The following is a 17,573-nucleotide window of genomic DNA, read 5'->3' on the forward strand; positions in this document are numbered from 1 at the left end:
CGATGGTAGCCGCGGCGCGCCCGCCCGACCCGGGTCAGTAGCCGTGCTCGACCACGTTCGCGAGCGGCTCCCCGGCCGCCAGACGCCGGATCTGGTCGCCCACCGGCGGATAGCACCGCTCCAGGAGCCCTTCGACCGCGCCGCCGGCGTGCGGGGTGATGAGCGCGCCCTCAAGGCCCCACAGCGGATGCTCGGCGGGCAGCGGTTCGGGCTCGGTGACGTCCAGCGCGCAGCGCAGCCGCCCCGAGGCGACCTCGGCGGTGAGGGCGCCGGTATCGACGACCTTGCCGCGGGCGGCGTTGACCAGCAGCGCCCCGTCCTTCATGCGCGTCAGGAAGCCCGCGTCCACCATGCCCTCGGTCTCGGGCGTGAGCGGCACGATGATGACCACGACGTCGGCCGCTGGGAGCAGCTCGGGCAGGTCGGCGAGCGTCCCGACGCCGGGCCGGGCCGTGCGCGCGATCTTCGCGACGGTCACGTTGCAGGCCTCGAAACGCCGCGCGACGGACTCGCCGATCGAACCGGCGCCGACGATGAGCGCCGTCCGGCCCGACAGCGTCCCGGTCAGCCTCGGGGACCACTCGTGCTCGGCCTGCTTGCGCGCGAAGAAGTCCAGCTCGCGCACCGACGCCAGGGTCGCGGCGGCGACCCATTCGGCGGTGACCTCGGTGTGCGCGCCCCGGTTGTCGCACAGCGCCACGCCGTCCGGCACGTGCGGCACCCACACCTCGGCGCCCGCGCTGAGCAGCTGCACCACCCGCAGCGCGGGCATGGCTCTGACCACCTCGACCGGGTCCTGCCTGAGCGAGGGCGGCACCCAGAACTCGACGTCGGCCGGGTCGGAGGGGTACTCGCCGCCGTCCCAGACCTCGACATCGACGCCATCGGGGAGGGCGCCGAGGAACGGCAGGGCGTCCGCGTGGGAAATCCAGACTTTCACGGGCTCATCGTAGGATTCCCGGGCTCCGCCGCCGTCCATGGTCCGCGCGCGGGTGACGGCCCCCGCCTCAGGCCTGCCGCACCCGGTAGGTGAGCGAGGCGAACTGCCCCGCGGCCCTGGCCTCGACCAGTTCGAGCCGGTCGGACAGGATCCGCCTGGGCAGCAGCGGCGCGCCGCCGCCGAGGAAGACCGGCGCCGCGCTCAGCACGATCCGGTCGAGGAGCCCGGCGTCGAAGAACTGCCCGACGAGCTCGCCGCCGCCGACGATCCACCGGTCCTTCCCGCCCGCCGCCTCGGCCATCTCGGCGTGGACCGGCGCGACGTCGCCGGAGACGAAGCGGAGGTCGGCGCCGGGGACGAGCGGCAGCTCGCGGTGCGTGAACACCCACGTCGGCTGCTCGTACGGCCACTTGCCCGGCTCGTCGACCAATCGCTCGTGGTCGACGATCCACTCGTAGGTGGTCGCGCCCATGCAGACCGCGCCGACGCCCGCCATGAAATCGCCGAACTCGTCCAGCGGGCCCTCCTCCGCCGCGGGATCGTCCGGATGGCCGCCCTCGACGCCGAAGAGCCACTCGAGCGAGTTGCCGGAGTCGGCGATGTAGCCGTCGAGGCTCGTCGCGGTGTTGTAGATCGTGTTCGCCATCGGCCCACCCAACCACAGGGCACCGACAACACGAGGCACCGACAACACGAGGCACCGACAGCGCGGGGCGGGACGCACGCGCCCCGCCCCGCGTCAGGACGCGGGCGCCACCGTCGTCGGCGCCTTGACGCCCCGCACGCCGAGGACGCGCGCGATCAGGCGCTCCCGCAGCCCGGCGGGCAGCTTCGCCACGAGCGTGACCATCGTGCGCGCGTCGGACCCGCCGAAGTAGCGCGCCTTGACGCGCCGGGCGGTCACCGCCTCCACGATGGCCTCGGCGGCGCGGTCCGGCGGTGCGGCCCGCTGCCCCGACTCCGCCCGCTTCACCGCGGCGAGCTGCTCGCGGTAGAGCGCGGCCCGGTCCGGGTCGATCGCGACCGCCCGCCGCGCCTCCGCGGCCTTCTTGAACAGGGGGGTGTCGACCAGGCCCGGCACGACGGCCGTGACCGGGAGGTCCCAGGCGGCCAGTTCGGTGCGCAGCGCCGTGGTCATCGCGTGCAGCGCGGCCTTGCTCGCCGCGATGGGCGCGTGGAACGGGACCGGGACGTAGGCGGTCGGGGCGCCGACGTTGACGATTCGGCCCCGGCCTGCGCGCAGCAGCGGCAGCGCGGCCCGGATGACGCGGACCGGGCCGAAGACGTTGACGTCGAACTGGCGGTGCAGCTCGGCGTCGGGGACGAGTTCGAGCGGCCCTTGGACGATGACGCCCGCGTTGTTGACCACGGCCTGGAGCCCGGCCTCGCCCCGCTCGGCGGCGATGCGGCCGAGCGCCTCGGCGACCGAGGCGGGGTCGGTGACGTCGAGGGGCAGCGGCCGGATCCGCTCGACGCCGTCGAACGCGCCGTGCCGGTCGGTGCCGCGCATCCCGGCGTAGACGATGCGGCCCGCCTCGGCCAGCCGCAGCGCCGCCGGGGTGCCGATGCCGCCGTTCGCTCCGGTGAGGAGGACGGCTGGAGTGGTGTTCATGATGCCTCCAACAGTAGGACCCAACATGTAAGTAGTGACATGTCGAACGATACATTCAAGCGTGGAGCTCGTCAACGCGCCCTTCCACCCGCCGACGGATACACTCGCCGAGCAGCCCGAACCTCGAAGGAGAAGCGATGTCGTTGCGGTACGCCCTGCTGGGACTCCTGGCCGAGCAACCGGCCAGCGGATACGACCTCACGCAGCGGTTCGAGCAGCAGCTCGCCACGATCTGGCCCGCCAAGCACCCGCAGATCTACGGCGAGCTGTCCCGACTCGCCGACGCCGGATCCATCGAGATCGACAGCGAAGGGCCGCGCGGCCGCAAGGTCTACCGCATCACCGACGCCGGCCGCGCCGAGATGCGCCGCTGGCTCACCGAGGAGCCGGTCGACCACACCATGCGGATCGAGCCGATACTCCGCTCGCTGTTCTACTGGCTGATGGAACCCGACGACCTCGAAAGGCACCTGGAGCGCGAGGCCGCCTACTACCGCGAGCAGGCCGAGGTCTTCAAGCAGGTCGCCGCCGCCAAAGACCGCGGCGACTACGGCGACGCCCCCCACGTCAAATCCATGCGGATCACCGTCGAGGCGGGCATCCGGCTCTACGAAGCCCTCGCCGACTGGGCCGAATGGGCCGAGACCGCCTCGTCCGGCCGTTCCTGCGAGATGCCCCGCGTCGACGCGGGAGAGCCGTTCGCATCGCGAACCGATGAACTCCTCAAGGGGTTCGGAACCGATTGAACGCGGCCGCGAATCGCCTACTCGGTCGCTTTGGGATGACCGGTCCCCGCGTAGACGAGCCAGACCGTCCTGCGCTCGTCATCGACGAGGTACCAGATCCGGCCGCCGCCGGTGACCTCGCACTGCCAGCGCTCGAACACGGCACCCTTCCACTCCGCCTGCCCCAGCGTCCCCTTGAGCCGGTGCTGCCGACCGGGGTGCTTCTTGGAACGCGGGTCCGAGCGCAGATCCTCCCATGCGCGGCGAAGATTCCCCGCCGCCTGCCGCTCCAACTCCTCCCAGCCCTTGATCGCCGCGGTGTCGGAGAAACGGAGGTCGAACTCGTCGGCGGTCGGCGGCGGCGCGACACGGTCGCCGCGTTTCGGGCTCAAGTCCGCTCCTCCGGCGCCCGAACGGAGCCGAGGTCGCCTTCCGGCTCGGCGGTCAACCGGGCGTGCAGGTCGGCGTCCGCGTAGATCTCGGCCGAATGCCTCCACTGTTCGAGCAAGGTCGCCATCGGCGCGAGATTGCGCAGCGACGCGGCTCCCTGCGCCACCTCGATGAGCTCGGCGAGCATCCGGTCGATGTCCTCTTCGGGCAGGAACGTCGACCATGGGAGCGCCTCGGGGACGACCTCGCGGATGGCGTCCGTCGCCCCCGACCGTGCCAGTCCGGCCAGCAACCGGGAGGTGAAGTCGATGACGGTCGCATCGCGCTCGGCCTGATCGGCCCGCGACAGCGTCAAGTCGTCACTGCCCCGGCGGCGAAGCCTGATCGCACCGAGCGTGCTCAGGCGCTCGGCGGTGGCCGCCGGCTTGTGGAGGAACTCCGAGAACGGCATCTCGGCATACTGCGCGGACATACCTCCACACTACCGTGGAAGTACGCCCGCGCGCCAGGGATGCCGCTCAGGCCGTCAAGCGCAGCACGTTGCCGATGATCCGGTGGCCGTGCGCCCCGGCCGCCGTCAGGATCGACTCCGGGTGGAACTGGACGCCGAACCAGCGCTTCCCCGGCGCCTCGATCGACATCACCACCTCGCCGATCGCCGACGTCGGCGCGAAATCGCCCCGCACCTGGTCGGCCGTGGCGTACAGCGAGTGGTACCGCGCCGCCGTCACCTCATCGGGCAGCCCCGCGAACAGGCCGCCTCCGCCGACCTTCACCCGTCCCGGCTTCCCGTGGCTCGGCTCCGGCAGCAGCGACAGCTCGCCCCCCGCGTGCTCGACCATCGCCTGGAGCCCCAGGCACACCCCGAACGCCGCCAGGCCCCGCCGCTCGACCTCGTCGAGCAGCCCGGCCGTCCCGAAATCGCCCGGCCGCCCCGGCCCCGGCGACAGCACCACCAGGTCGGGCGCGAGCTCGTCGAGCACCTCGCCGACGTCGAACCCGAACCGCAGCGTCGTCACCTCGCAGCCGTGCTGCCGGAAGTAGTCCCCGAGCGTGTTCACGAACGAGTCCTCGTGGTCCACCAGCAGCACCTTCCGGCCGACCCCCGCCGGACCGCCCGCCACCTCGATCGGCTCCGGGACCGGCGCCGCCGCCCCCAGACCGCCCTCGGCCGTCTCCAGCAGCGCCCGCGCCTTCAGATGCGTCTCGGCCTCCTCCGCGTCCGGGTCGGAGTCGTACAGCAGCGTCGCCCCCGCCCGCACGCACGCCACCCCGTCGCGGATCTGCGCCGTGCGCAGCGTCAGCCCCGTGTTCATCGAACCGTCGAACCCGACGAACCCGACCGCCCCCCCGTACCAGCGCCGCGGCGTCGTCTCCTGCTCCTCGATGAACCGCATCGCCCACGTCTTGGGCGCCCCGGTCACCGTCACCGACCACATGTGCGTCAAGAACGCGTCCAGGGCGTCCATGTCCTCGCGCAGCCGCCCCTCCACGTGGTCCACCGTGTGGATCAGCCGCGAGTACATCTCGATCTGCCGCCGCCCCAGCACCTTCACCGAACCCGGCACGCACACCCGCGCCTTGTCGTTCCGGTCCACGTCGGTGCACATCGTCAGCTCCGACTCCTCCTTCGGCGAGCCGATCAACTCCGCGATCTGCGACGCGTCGTGCAGCGGATCGTCCCCGCGCGCGACCGTCCCCGAGATCGGGCACGTCTCCACCCGGTCCCCCCGCACCCGCACGAACATCTCCGGCGACGCCCCCACCAGGTACTCGCCCTCGCCGAGATTGAAGATGAACTCGTACGGCGCCGGATTCGCCGCCCGCAGCCGCTCGTAGAACGCCGTCGGCGAATCGCACGCCGCGTACATCTCGTGGCCCGGCACCACCTCGAACAGGTTCCCCGCCTTGAACTCCCGCTTCGCGCGCCGCACCGTGTCCGCGTACACGCCCGGCACCGGCCCCGCGGGGACCTCCCCGGCCGCCACATACGCGCGCTTCTCGGTCTCCCTGCCCAGCTCGTCGGTGGACCTGCCCCCGAAGTCGAACTCGTACCGGTACACCTGCGCGGTCTCGCGCTTCCGGTCGACGACGTACACCTCGTCGGCCAGATGCAACACCAGGTCCCGCTGGTCGGCCGGGCGGTCCTTCGCCGGCTCGACCGGCTCGAACTGGTAGGCCAGGTCGTAGCCGAACGCGCCCCACAGCCCGAGGTACGGGTCGTCGCAGGCCAGCGCCCGCAGTAGCACCCGCAGCGCGGTGAACGCCGTCGGCTGCTTCGACCGCCGCTCCTCCGGCACCCGCCCGACGGGCTCGGGTACCCGGACGCGCACGGCGTCGCCCCCGCCGGACACGTCCCCGATCTCGGCCTCGCGCAGCGCCCGCCCCAGCGCCTCCACCAGCACCGAGCCGCGCTCGTTCAGCGAGCGCACCTCCACGTCGCGCCCGCGCGCGACGACCTCGACCGGCGGGTCGACATAGGCCAGGTGGAACCGCGAATACCGGCCCGGGTACTCCATGCCCGAGGACAGGACCCCGCCGCGGCGGGTCTCGACCCGCTCCACGACCTCGGTCAGGTCCCCGTCGGCCAGATCCTCCACGGACCGCCGGATCGCCACCCCGCAAGGGGTCTCAAAGGTGTTCATTCGGCCTCGATCTCATTCGGGCCCCGCGGCGGCCGACCCCGGATACGACGAAGCGACCGCCATCGAGGCGGTCGCTTGCTTACTGCACGCAGGAGCACCGACGCCGCCTCAGCGACGCCACCACCAGCTACGCACGTGAATATTCACGTGGCCGATCTTACATGCCCCCAGGGCGGGGCGAAAACCGGTGGGAGCCTCCTTTCGAGCGGCGTTACACTTGGACGCAAAGCACCGACCCGGCCATCACCGGCGAGCTTCCGGAAGAACAGGCCCACCACGGCGGAGCACGCGAAGCCGTACATTGGCGGAGCCCCACTAGACCCGGACGGACGCGGCCCGTCACCGCCGCCGAATCGAGCGGGCGCGCCCCTGCGGCGCGCCAAGCGAGGTGGTACCGCGGACCACTGCCCTCACCGGGCACGGCGTTCGTCCTCGCACACCGCATAACCATCAGGTGTGACGAGGAGACGGAGACACCGAGCCCATGGCCTATCCACTCGACGACCCCCGACGGGGCGTGCCGGCGAGCCCGAACCTGCCCGAGGTCGAACGCCGCGTCCTCGACTTCTGGGCCAAAGACGACACCTTCAACGCCTCCATCGAGCGCCGCGAGGCCGGCGACAAAGGAGCGGGCGAGTTCGTCTTCTACGACGGCCCGCCGTTCGCCAACGGCCTGCCCCACTACGGGCACCTCCTCACCGGCTACGTCAAGGACATCGTGCCGCGCTACCAGACCATGCGCGGGCGCCGCGTCGAACGCCGCTTCGGCTGGGACACCCACGGCATGCCCGTCGAGGTCACCACCGAGCGCGAGCTCGGCCTCAAGTCCAAGGCCGACATCGAGGAGTACGGCGTCGACCGCTTCAACGCCGCCGCGCGCGCCTCGGTGCTCCAGTTCACCGGCGAGTGGGAGGACTACGTCACCCGCCAGGCCCGCTGGGTCGACTTCGGCAACGACTACAAGACCCTCGACCTCCCCTACATGGAGAGCGTCATGTGGGCCTTCAAGTCCCTGTACGACAAGGGCCTGGTCTACGAGGGCTACCGCGTCCTGTGGTACTGCTGGCGCTGCGAGACGCCGCTGGCCGCCACCGAGACCAAGATGGACGACACCTACAAGGACCGGCAGGACCCGGCCGTCACCGTCGGCATCGACGTCGCAGACGACGGCCCGCTGGGCGGCGTCAAGCTCCTGGTGTGGACCACCACGCCCTGGACGCTGCCCTCGAACCTCGCCGCCGCCGTCCACCCCGAGGTGGACTACGTCGTGGTCGAGGCCGAAGGCGCCCGCTACCTCCTCGCCGAGGCGCGCCTCGCCGCCTACGCCCGCGAACTCGGCGACGAGCCGCAGGTCCTCAGCCGCCACAAGGGCGCCGACCTCGTCGGCCTGCGCTACCACCCGCCGTTCGACTTCTTCACCGGCCGCGAAGGCGCCCACCGCGTCCTCGCCGCCGACTACGTCACCACCGAGGACGGCACCGGCGTCGTCCACATCGCCCCCGCCTTCGGCGAGGAGGACAAGCTCGTCACCGACGCCGCCGGGATCGAACCGGTCGTGCCCGTCGACGAATCCGGCCGTTTCACCGAGGAGGTCCCGCCCTACGCCGGCATGCACGTCTTCGACGCCAACAAGGCGATCATCAAGGACCTCAAGGCCACCGAGCGCCTGCTGCGCCACGACACCTACAACCACAACTACCCGCACTGCTGGCGCTGCGGCTCGCCGCTGATCCAGCGCGCCCTCTCGGCGTGGTTCGTGGCCGTCACGCAGTTCCGCGACCGCATGGTCGAGCTCAACCAGGAGATCGACTGGACCCCCTCGCACATCAAGGACGGCCAGTTCGGCAAGTGGCTCGCCAATGCCCGCGACTGGAACATCAGCCGCAACCGCTTCTGGGGCGCGCCGATCCCGGTGTGGGTCTCCGACGACCCCGCCCATCCGCGCGTCGACGTCTACGGGTCCCTCGCCGAACTCGAACGCGACTTCGGAGTCGAGGTCACCGACCTGCACCGGCCCGCGATCGACGAGCTGACCCGGCCGAACCCGGACGACCCGACCGGGAAGTCGACCATGCGCCGCGTCCCCGAGGTCCTCGACTGCTGGTTCGAGTCCGGCTCCATGCCGTTCGCGCAGGTCCACTACCCGTTCGAGAACGCCGACTGGTTCGAGGACCACTACCCGGGCGACTTCATCGTCGAGTACACCGCCCAGACCCGCGGCTGGTTCTACCTGCTGCACGTCCTGGCGACCGCCCTGTTCGACCGGCCCGCGTTCCGCACCGCCCTGGTCCACGGGACGCTGCTCGGCGCCGACGGCCAGAAGATGTCCAAGTCGCTGCGGAACTACCCGGACGTGCGCGAGTCGTTCGAGGAGTACGGCTCCGACGCGATGCGCTGGTTCCTCGTGGCCTCGCCGGTGCTGCGCGGCGGCGACATGCCCGTCACCGAGTCCGGCTTCCGCGACGCGGTGCGCCAGGTCGTCCTGCCGCTGTGGAACGTGTGGTACTTCTACACGCTCTACGCCGGCGCCGCCGGCTACGAGGCCACGCCCGACCAGGCCCGCGCCGCCGCGCTCGCCAGCGAGCACCGGCTCGACAAGTACCTGCTCGCGAAGACCCGCGAGCTCGTCGAGACCGCCACCGAGGCCATGGACGCCTACGACCTCGCCGGTGCGACGGCCGCGTTCCGCGCCTACCTGGAGTCGCTCACGAACTGGTACGTGCGCCGCTCCCGCGACCGCTTCTGGGAGGGCGACACCGACGGCTTCGCCACCCTCGCCACGGCCCTCAAGACCGCGTGCGAGGTGGCCGCGCCGCTGCTGCCGCTCATCACCGAGGACATCTGGCGCGGCCTGACCGGCGGGCGCTCGGTGCACCTGGTCGACTGGCCCTCGGCCGACGACCTGCCCTCCGACCGCGCCCTTGTCGAGGGCATGGACGCGGTGCGCGAGATCGCCTCGGTCGGTCTGTTCATGCGCAAGGCCCGCAAACTGCGCGTGCGCCTGCCGCTGGCCAAGGTCACCGTCGCCACCGGCCACGCCGAACGCCTCGAACCGTTCGCGGGGCTGCTGCGGGACGAGCTGAACGTCAAGGCCGTCGAGTTCGACTCGGACGTCGACGCCTACTGCAAGGCGGACCTCAAGCTCGTGCCCAGGGTCCTCGGGCCCCGGCTCGGCAAGGACGTGCAGCGGGTCATCAAGGCCGTCAAGACCGGCGACTGGACCGCCGAGGACGGCGTCGTCACCGCCGGAGGCGTGGTCCTGGAGGACGGCGAGTACGAGCTGACCCTGGTGGCGGTCGACGCCGAGCACACCGAGGCGCTGCCGAACGACACCGGCGTCCTGGTGCTCGACACCGAGGTCACCCCGGAGCTGGCCGCCGAAGGCCTGGCCCGCGACGTGGTCCGCGTCGTCCAGCAGGCCCGCAAGGACGCCGACCTGGACGTCAGCGACCGCGTCGCGGTCACCGTCGACGCCGACGCCGACGTGCGCGCCGCCGTGGAGACCCACGCCGACTTCGTGAAGGGCGAGACGCTCGCCCTGGAGCTGTCCTTCGCGGACCTCCCGCCCGAGGCCACCACCGGCGACGCCGGAGACGGCCGAACGGTCAAGGCCGCCGTCCGCAAACGGTAGGACCGACACAGCGAGGGCCCGGCGGCGCCAGCCGCCGGGCCCTCGCTGTGGGTTCGTGCTATTCGAGCGGAGCGGTCCAACCCGCGAGCACCTTGGCGATCTCGGGGACCTCGTGGTCGCCTTGAGCCACGGCACGTATGAAGTCATCGCCTTCTTCGGGCGAGGGGACCTTGAGGTGGAGCCCGTTCATGCCGAACATCAGCTTGGTCCCCAGATACGCGAGACGCTTGTTGCCGTCCACCATCGCGTGGTTCCGCGCGAGCGAATGCAGCAGTGCGGCGGCCTTCTCGTGCAGTTCCGTGTACGCCTCCACACCGAACGCTGCGGCCCGGGGCCGGGCGAGAGCCGACTCGAGCAGACCCCAGTCGCGCACTGGGGGCCGTTCGGTTCCGGTGACCACTTTGGCGATCTTGATCAGGTCATCGAGATCGAGGTAGTAGATCACTTGGCGAGCCGATCCAGCAGCTCGCTGTCTTCTTCCAAGCTGCGCGCGAGCAGGTCGTCGAACCGGCGCTGCCGCTCGGTCAGGAAGCCGTGGATGGCCTCCACCGCGAGCTCGTGCTTGGAGCGGTGCTCCTTGGCGGCCCGCTCGGTGAGCATGCGGTCGTCTTCTTCTGAGAGTCTCAACGTCATGGCCATACGGTAATGATACCGCGTGATATTCCTTGGTATTGACTTATTTCGCCTGTTCGCTGGCGTGCCGTTTCAGGCGTAGTGCCGAGGCCCGGCGGCGCCAGCCGCCGGGCCCCTTGTGTCAGATGGTGTTGCGGGTCAGGAGAGGAAGTCGCCGCCGCAGATCTTCCATTCGTCTTCTTCCTTGACCAGGTTCATCGTCGAGGTCTCGGTCGACTCCTCGCCGGTCGCGAAGTCCGGGCCGGTCACCTCGACCTCGACGGTGGCGGTGTCGCCGTCCTCGGTGGTCTCGAGGATGTCGTACTCGAAGTCGACCTCGCTGAAGTCGGGCATCGAGCCCATCATCGCGTCGATCTCCTCGTCCGACATCGACTTCATCTCGTCGGCGGTCGACTGGATGTCCGTGACGTCCTCCTCGCAGAAGTAGTCGGCGCCGACCTCGGCGACCTTGTCGAAGTCCCCCTCGGCGAAGGCGCCCAGGAAGTCCTCGGCGCCGTTGTCGTAGAAGTTCTCCACCGCCGCTTCGGGGGTGTCCGCGCCGCCGCCGCAGGCGGCGAGTACCAGCGCGGTGGCGAGGGCGCCGCCGGCCACGGCCGCCGCCCGGCGGACAGGGGTCAGCTTGCTGTGCATCATGAGTTCCAATCGAATTGGGAAGCATCGGATCGGGCCCGTCGGGTAGAAGCGGACCGGCAGTCGTTCTCGGCCGGCTTCAAGGCCCGCCGTGACATTAGCACCACAGGACCACACTCTTGTTTGCTCGGGACCCGCTCCGCCGCTGGTCGGGATGCTTGTGGCGGTGGCGTCGTCCGGCGCGCACGGCCCCACTCGGGCGCGAGCCGGGCGCGGCGGGCGGCGGGGGGCTGCTCAGTCCAGGTCGGGCCACCACGTGCGGTCGGCGCCCACGTAGTAGAACGCGGCCCGCACCCGCGATTCGGGGACGCCCCGCAGCTTCGCCCACGCCTTGCGGTAGACGCGCAGCTGCAGCGCGGCGTTCTGGGCCGCCTCGCCTTCGGGCGGGCGGCCGGTCTTCCAGTCGACGAGGTCGAAGCCGCCGTCCTCGGCGGCGAACACCGCGTCGATCCGGCCCCGCACCAGCGTGCCCTCGTACTCGATCACGAACGGCACCTCCTGGGCGACGACGGCGCGCCCCGCCCACTCCGAGCGCTTGAAGGCGTCCTTGAGCCGGTCCAGCTCCTCGTCGCCGACCGCCTCGTCGGCCGCGCCCGGCAGGTCGTCCGGGTCGAACAGGGTCCCGCCGCCGAAGAACTCCTCGACCCACGCGTGGAACTCGGTGCCCCGCCGCGTCGCCTGATGCGGCGGCCGCGGCATCGGGCGCCGCCGCTCGGCGGCGAACGCCGCCTCGTCCGCCCGCATCGCCATCAGCTGGGACGTCGAGAGGCGACGCGGGCGCGGCAGCTTGACCACGCCGGATTCGCGCTCGTCCCGCTCGGCCAGCAGCAGCGCGGCCTCCTCGGCCCAGCGCCTGGCCGCCGGGGCGTCGCTCAGCTCGCCCGAGGCGGCGACGAGCTCGGCCGCCTCGGCGAACGAGTCCTGCCGCGACCCCAGCGGCGCGGCCTTCGGCCACTGGGCCGTGCGCCCCTGCTCCTCGAGCGGGTTGGACGGCCCCGACTCGGTCCAGACGGCGGCCTCGGCTCCGGCGAGGCGCGCCTCCTCCAGGTACGGGGCGGGCTTCCTGGCCCGGCTGGAGTCGGCGTCCCACCAGTAGCCGCCCGCCAGCAGCAGGTGCTTCGCCCGCGTCAACGCCACATAGGCCAGTCGCCGCTCCTCGTCGAGCCGGGCCTCCTTGTCGTCCGCCTTGAAGGCGGTCAGGGCCTTTTTGACCTCGGCGGGCGTGCGGGCCTCGTCCAGGTACAGCACGGGCAGGTTCGCGGCGTCGCCCCGCAGCGGGTACGGCAGCCGGGACGGATCGGTCACCCACGTCGAGGCCGCGCCGCCGCTCGGCAGGATGCCCTCGCACAGCCCCGGCACGGCCACCGTGTCCCATTCCAGGCCCTTCGCGGCGTGCACCGTCATCAGCTGCACCACCCCGCCGGCGGCCTTCGCGCCCTCGATGACCAGGCCCCGTTCGCGTTCGGCCGCCGACTCCAGGTAGGACAGGAACCCGGGGACGCTCGCGCCGCTCGTGTCGTTCTCGTACGAGGCGGCGATGTCGGTGAACTCGTCCAGGTTCGCCAGGTCCCCGCGGTGGAGCATGACCTCCACGTCCAGGCCGGTGTAGCCGATGACGTCGCCGACGATGTCGGGCAGGCTCTGGCCCAGGCGGCTCCTGATCCACGTGAGCTCCTCGTGCAGCTGGGCGAAGCGCAGCAGCCCCAGCGCCGAGTACTGCTCGGCGTCGCCCGGGTCGGCCAGCGCGTCGGCCAGGGACGCCTCGGCCTCGACGCCCGCGTCGGGCTCGAAACCGCGCACGCCCGGGGCCATCTCCTTGGCCCGGTTCCACAGCGCCCCGATGTCCCTGGGGCCGATGCGCCACCGCGTGCCGGTGAGCAGCCGCATGAGCGCCGGGCCGTTCGTCGGGTCGGCGGCGGCCCGCAGCATCGCCACGACCTCGGCGACCTCCGGGTAGTACAGCAGCCCGAGCGAGCCGACGACCTGCACCGGCAGCCCGGCGGCCGTCAAGGCCCGGTGGAGGGCGGGGATCTGGCGCCGCTTGCGCACGAGCACCGCCGCGGTCGCCTCGCCCTCGGGGTCCCACGTCTCGACCAGGCGAGAGGCGATCCACTCGGCCTCGTCGTCGGCGGTCAGGTGCATGGCCGCCTCGACGCGGCCGCCGCCGTCGACGCCCGCGGTCAAGGGCGGCACGGTCCCGGCGCGCAGCGGCGCCGAGACCGCGTTGGCGACGTCGAGGATCCGGGTCCGGTTGCGCCACGACGTGGTGAGGTACACCGTGGACGCCGCCTCGCCGCCGGGGCCGGGGAAGTCGGCGGGGAAGCGCTGCAAGGTGCCCGCCGAGGCCCCGCGCCAGGAGTAGATCGACTGGTTCGGGTCGCCCACGGCCGTCACGGGGTGTCCGGCGCCGAACAGGTCGCGCAGCAGCGTCACCTGCGAATGCGAGGTGTCCTGGTATTCGTCGAGCAGGACGGCCCGCCACCGGTCGCGCTCGGTGCGCACGATCTCGGGCGAGGCGGCGACGAGGTCGGCCGCGAGCGAGAGCTGGTCGGCGAAGTCCATGACGCCGAGCTCGCGCTTGCGCCGCTCCCACGCCTCGACCAGCGGCAGCAGCTGCCGGTGCTTGCGCAGCAGGCCGACGAACGAGCGGTAGTCCTCGTTGTCCTTCGCCGCCTGCCGTTCGGCGAGCTCGGCGGCCAGGCCGCGGCCGAAGCCGCGCAGGTCCTCGCCGCCGCGCAGGTGCTCGGCCAGTTCGCCGGCGAGGCGCAGGACCAGCTCGGTGACCTTGTCGATGCCGACGTCGAACTCGGTCATCTCCCCGTCCCAGGCCGTCACCACGTCGCGGGCGAGCTGCCAGCGGCCGGTCTCGGTGACCACGCGCGTGCTCGGCTCGACGCCGATGCGGATGCCGTGCTCGGTGACCAGGCTCGCGGCGTACGCGTTGTAGGTGGACACGGTCGGCTCGCCGTGCATCTTGGACAGTTCGGGGATGCTCTCGGCGAGCTTGCGGAGCTTCTCGCGCACCCGCGCGGCCAGTTCGGCGGCGGCCTTGCGGGTGAAGGTGAGCCCGAGGATGCGCTCGGGCCGCACGACGCGGTTGGCGATGAGCCACACCACCCGGTCGGCCATCGTGGTGGTCTTGCCCGACCCGGCCCCGGCCACGACGAGGAGCGGCGCCGTCCCCGCCTCGATGACGGCCCGCTGCTCCTCGGTGGGGGTGTGCTCGCCGAGCCGGTTCGCGAGGCCGACCGCGCTGTAGACGCCCTCACTCATCGGTGACCTGCCGTCCCTCATCGGCGATGGGACAGCAGTTCCTGACCGAGCAGGTGGCGCACTTGCCCGAGTGCCTGGCCTCGAACGCGGCCGCGCCCATCTGGCGGGCGGTGTCGTCGACCAGGTCGGCGGCCCACTCGGGGTTCGCGGCGTCGCCGAGCGGCCCCTGCGTGAGCGCCTTCGTCTTCGTCTTGTTCTCCACGCTCGGGTAGACCAGTTCGGCCCCGCCCGCCTCGGTGCCCTCCTCGAAGGCGCCCTGGGTGACGGCGAGCTGGTAGGCGCCCATCTGCGAGTGCTGCTCGGCGTCTCTCTGGCTGGGCGTGTGCTTGCCGGTCTTGAGGTCGACGACGTAGAGGCGGCCGTCCTCGTCGCGTTCGAGCCGGTCGACCTGCCCGGACATGACGACCTCGACGCCGGGCGGGCCGAGTTCGAGCTTGACGCGGAAGGAGCGCTCGGCGCCGAGCAGTTCGCGCTTGTTGGCCCGCAGCCAGGCGGCGAACCGCTCCACCGCCCCGGCGATGCGCCGCCGCTCCTGCTCGGCCTGCCAGGGCGCCTCGAACGGGAGGCGGTCGAAGTGCTGGTCGACGACGTGGCGCATGACCTCGGCGGGGTCGGCGTCGGGCGTCTCGGCGACGGCCTCGGCGGCGGCGTGCAGCAGCGTGCCCATGTGGCGGGGGAGCGGCTCGCTCGAGTCGCCGCCGTGGGATTCGAGGACCCACCGCAGGCCGCACTGCTGGGTCTTCTCCACTTGCGAGGGCGAGATCTTCACGGTCTCGCCCGCGAGCGCGAGGGCGCGCTCGTCGGACAGCTCGGCCAGGCCCCACCACGCGGCCGGGCTCGCGCCGGGCACGACGGCCGAGGCGAGCCGCTGCAACTGCGCCGCGGCGGCGGCCCGGCCCGGATGCCCGGCGTCGACGACGATCTCCCGCAGCCGGGCCACCAGCGCCGCCAGGCTCAGGGGCCGCACGCCGCGCGGCGGGCTGCTCGCCTCGATGCCGAGTTCGGCGCAGAACCGGCTGGGCTGCAGGTCGTCGGAGTCGACGGTGGTGACCAGCAGGCGCGTGCGGGCCCTGGTGCAGGCGACGTAGAACAGGCGGCGGTCCTCGTCGAGCAGCTGCGCGACGGCGTCGACGTCGGCGCGGCCTTCGAGGAGGTCGACCAGGGCCTCGGCGCCCATGACCGAACCGCGCGGGCGCAGGTTCGGCCACAGGCCCTCCTGCGCCCCGGCGACGACGACGAAGTCCCACTGCCGGCCGTGGGCGGCGTGGGCGGTGGTGAGGGTGACCGCGTCGCCGACGTCGGCCGCCTGCGACCGGTAGGCGCCGGGCAGCTGCTGGTGGAGGACGTGCTCGGCGAACACGTCGACCAGGGCGCCCGGCTGCTTGCGCTCGTAGTCGGCGGCGACGTCGAACAGGGCGATGACGGCGTCGAGCTCGGCGTCGGCCCGCTGCGCGCGCCGGTCGGCCGACAGGGCGCGGCGCTTGAGGCGCTCGCCCATGCCGGAGGTCTCCCACACCCGCCACAGGACGTCGCCGATGCCGCCGGGGCCCCTGGCCGCCTCGAACAGGGCCGAGAGCCGCCGCGCGGGCGCGGCCCACTCCTCGTCTGGCAGGGAGGCGATCTCGCCGGGGTCGGCGAGGGCCTGGACGAGGAGGTCGGCGGTGGGGGAGAAGTCGTCGGCGGCGATGGCGATGCGGCGCAGCTCCTGGCGCAGCCGCCGTTCGGCGAACGGGTCGGCGCCGCCGAACGCGGAGTGCAGGAGACCGGCGGCGGTGGTCTCGTCGAGCCGGTCCATGTGCCGTCCGATCAGGACGATGCGGAGCAGGTCGCGGACGGTCGGGTGGGCCGGGAGCGGCACGTCGTCGGAGGCCTGATGCGTCGGGACGCCCGCGTGCTGCATGGCGCGGCGCAGCTGCGGGATGGCCGAGGCGGACTTGACGACGACGGCCATGTCGGCGTAGGGGGTGCCCTCGAGCAGGTGGGCGCGGCGGAGCGTGTCGGCGATGTGGACGGCCTCGCGGGTGGGCGAGGGCAGGTGCACGACCGCGGCCGAACCGTCCGCTTCGGAGTCGGTGCCCCTCCTACGGTCCCGGTCGGGGCCCCGCAGCCGCCCCGAGAGCCGAATGGTGGCCGACAGCGGCGCGAGGGCGACGGTGTGCGTGTTCGAAAGCCGCACGGTCGGCGCGTCCTCGCCGCCCGTCGCGGCGAACCGGTCGGGGAAGTCGCGCACGGACTCCGGATCGCCGCCCCGGTAGGCGAACACGGCCTCGTCGGGGCACCCGGCGGCGACGAGGTTCCCGCCCTCGCCCGCCAGGAGCTCGAGCAGTTCGACGTGGGCGGGCGTGGCGTCCTGGAGGTCGTCGACGAACACCCACGCCGGGCGCGGCACCAGATCGGGCCAGGCGCGCAGTTCGGCCGAGGCGGCGCGGATGAGCTCGGCCGCGTCGTACAGGCCACTGGCCATGGACTGGACGGCGAGGGTGGTGACGTAGCGGTCGTAGAACCGCGCCGCGGCTATCCACTCGGGACGGTCGTGCTCGCGGCCGAGCCGCGCCAGGTCCCTCTCGGTGATCCCGCGCTCACCGCAGCGCATGATGAGGTCCTGGAGCTGCTGCGTGAACGCGTAGGTGCCCAACGCCTCCGACAGGCCCTCGGGCCACGAGAAGTCCTCGGCGGCGAGCATGGACCGGATGAGCGCGTCCGCCTCGGGGCCGGTGAGCAGCCGCGGCTCGTCGCGGCCGTCGGCCACCGCCGCGGCGCGCAGCACCGCGAACGCGAGCGCCGCGAAGGTGAACACGCCGACCTCGGCAGCGGAGTGCGGAGCCGTGAGCGCGTTGATCCGGTCGCGCAGATACGCGGTGTCGGGGCGGCGCAGCCCCAGCACCAGGATCGAGGCCGGGTCGGCGCCGTCCTCGACTTTCGCTGCGGCGCTGCGGATGAGGGCCTCGGTCTTGCCGGTGCCGGGCCCGCCGCGGACCAGCAGCGGCCCGGCGGTGTGAGCGACGACCGCCCGCTGCGCCTCGTCGAGCACCGGCTCGGCGAGCGCAGCGGGCGGATCGATCAGTTCGTATCGAAGCTCGGCTGCTCCCCTCAT

Annotated in this window: 13 protein-coding genes; 2 read left to right on the forward strand and 11 right to left on the reverse strand. The window is 72.3% G+C overall.

Annotation, left to right across the window (positions count from 1 at the left end):
- Window positions 1-34: 34 nt before the first annotated feature.
- The 3 genes from H613_RS0103670 to H613_RS0103680 all read right to left on the reverse strand — a co-directional run bounded on the left by H613_RS0103670 (window position 35) and on the right by H613_RS0103680 (window position 2,552).
- On the reverse strand, window positions 35-940 hold the full coding sequence (locus H613_RS0103670; protein WP_026922734.1) for a 2-hydroxyacid dehydrogenase: 906 nt from the start codon (window positions 938-940) through the stop codon (window positions 35-37).
- Between the two features lie 67 nt (window positions 941-1,007).
- The gene (locus H613_RS0103675; RefSeq protein WP_026922735.1) at window positions 1,008-1,586 is read right to left on the reverse strand and encodes a dihydrofolate reductase family protein; all 579 of its coding nucleotides are present in this window, start codon (window positions 1,584-1,586) and stop codon (window positions 1,008-1,010) included.
- A 93-nt stretch (window positions 1,587-1,679) separates the two neighbouring features.
- The gene (locus H613_RS0103680; RefSeq protein WP_026922736.1) at window positions 1,680-2,552 is read right to left on the reverse strand and encodes an SDR family NAD(P)-dependent oxidoreductase; all 873 of its coding nucleotides are present in this window, start codon (window positions 2,550-2,552) and stop codon (window positions 1,680-1,682) included.
- Window positions 2,553-2,689: 137 nt separating this feature from the next.
- Between H613_RS0103680 and H613_RS24205 the strand changes: the two genes are divergently transcribed.
- Entirely contained in the window at window positions 2,690-3,298 is a 609-nt protein-coding gene (locus tag H613_RS24205) for a PadR family transcriptional regulator (protein WP_084546303.1), read from the forward strand.
- Window positions 3,299-3,315: 17 nt separating this feature from the next.
- Here the strand turns inward: H613_RS24205 and H613_RS0103690 are convergent, their stop codons facing one another.
- The 3 genes from H613_RS0103690 to H613_RS0103700 are packed head-to-tail and all read right to left on the reverse strand — an operon-like array spanning window position 3,316 to window position 6,312.
- A complete protein-coding gene (locus H613_RS0103690; protein WP_026922737.1) occupies window positions 3,316-3,669 on the reverse strand; it encodes a hypothetical protein in 354 nt (117 codons plus the stop codon).
- Window positions 3,666-4,139, reverse strand: coding sequence for a hypothetical protein (locus tag H613_RS0103695; RefSeq protein WP_026922738.1), 474 nt, complete (start codon window positions 4,137-4,139; stop codon window positions 3,666-3,668). Before H613_RS0103695 ends, H613_RS0103690 begins: the two co-directional genes overlap by 4 nt.
- Before the next feature lie 46 nt (window positions 4,140-4,185).
- Entirely contained in the window at window positions 4,186-6,312 is a 2,127-nt protein-coding gene (locus H613_RS0103700; RefSeq protein ID WP_026922739.1) for an anthranilate synthase component I, read from the reverse strand.
- A gap of 484 nt (window positions 6,313-6,796) precedes the next feature.
- Here H613_RS0103700 and ileS point away from each other — a divergent pair, with 484 nt between their 5' ends.
- Window positions 6,797-9,943 carry an isoleucine--tRNA ligase gene (gene ileS, locus H613_RS0103705; protein WP_026922740.1) on the forward strand — a complete coding sequence of 1,049 codons (3,147 nt, stop codon included), beginning with the start codon at window positions 6,797-6,799 and terminating at the stop codon, window positions 9,941-9,943.
- A 58-nt stretch (window positions 9,944-10,001) separates the two neighbouring features.
- Here ileS and H613_RS0103710 read toward each other — a convergent pair whose 3' ends face one another.
- The 5 genes from H613_RS0103710 to H613_RS0103730 form a co-directional block, all read right to left on the reverse strand.
- The gene (locus H613_RS0103710; RefSeq protein ID WP_211234688.1) at window positions 10,002-10,388 is read right to left on the reverse strand and encodes a type II toxin-antitoxin system death-on-curing family toxin; all 387 of its coding nucleotides are present in this window, start codon (window positions 10,386-10,388) and stop codon (window positions 10,002-10,004) included.
- Window positions 10,385-10,576: a ribbon-helix-helix protein, CopG family gene (locus H613_RS0103715; RefSeq protein WP_211234689.1), complete on the reverse strand. Its 192-nt coding sequence runs from the start codon at window positions 10,574-10,576 to the stop codon at window positions 10,385-10,387. The genes H613_RS0103710 and H613_RS0103715 overlap by 4 nt, the downstream gene beginning before the upstream one ends.
- 138 nt (window positions 10,577-10,714) lie before the next feature.
- A complete protein-coding gene (locus H613_RS0103720) occupies window positions 10,715-11,209 on the reverse strand; it encodes an Rv0361 family membrane protein (RefSeq protein ID WP_026922743.1) in 495 nt (164 codons plus the stop codon).
- 231 nt (window positions 11,210-11,440) lie between these two features.
- Complete coding sequence (locus H613_RS24210) at window positions 11,441-14,479, reverse strand: ATP-dependent helicase (protein WP_051392909.1); 3,039 nt, start codon at window positions 14,477-14,479, stop codon at window positions 11,441-11,443.
- Window positions 14,472-17,573, reverse strand: coding sequence for an ATP-dependent helicase (locus tag H613_RS0103730; RefSeq protein WP_084546306.1), 3,102 nt, complete (start codon window positions 17,571-17,573; stop codon window positions 14,472-14,474). The genes H613_RS24210 and H613_RS0103730 overlap by 8 nt, the downstream gene beginning before the upstream one ends.

This window comes from Glycomyces arizonensis DSM 44726 (assembly GCF_000482705.1).
Lineage (GTDB): Bacteria > Actinomycetota > Actinomycetes > Mycobacteriales > Micromonosporaceae > Glycomyces > Glycomyces arizonensis.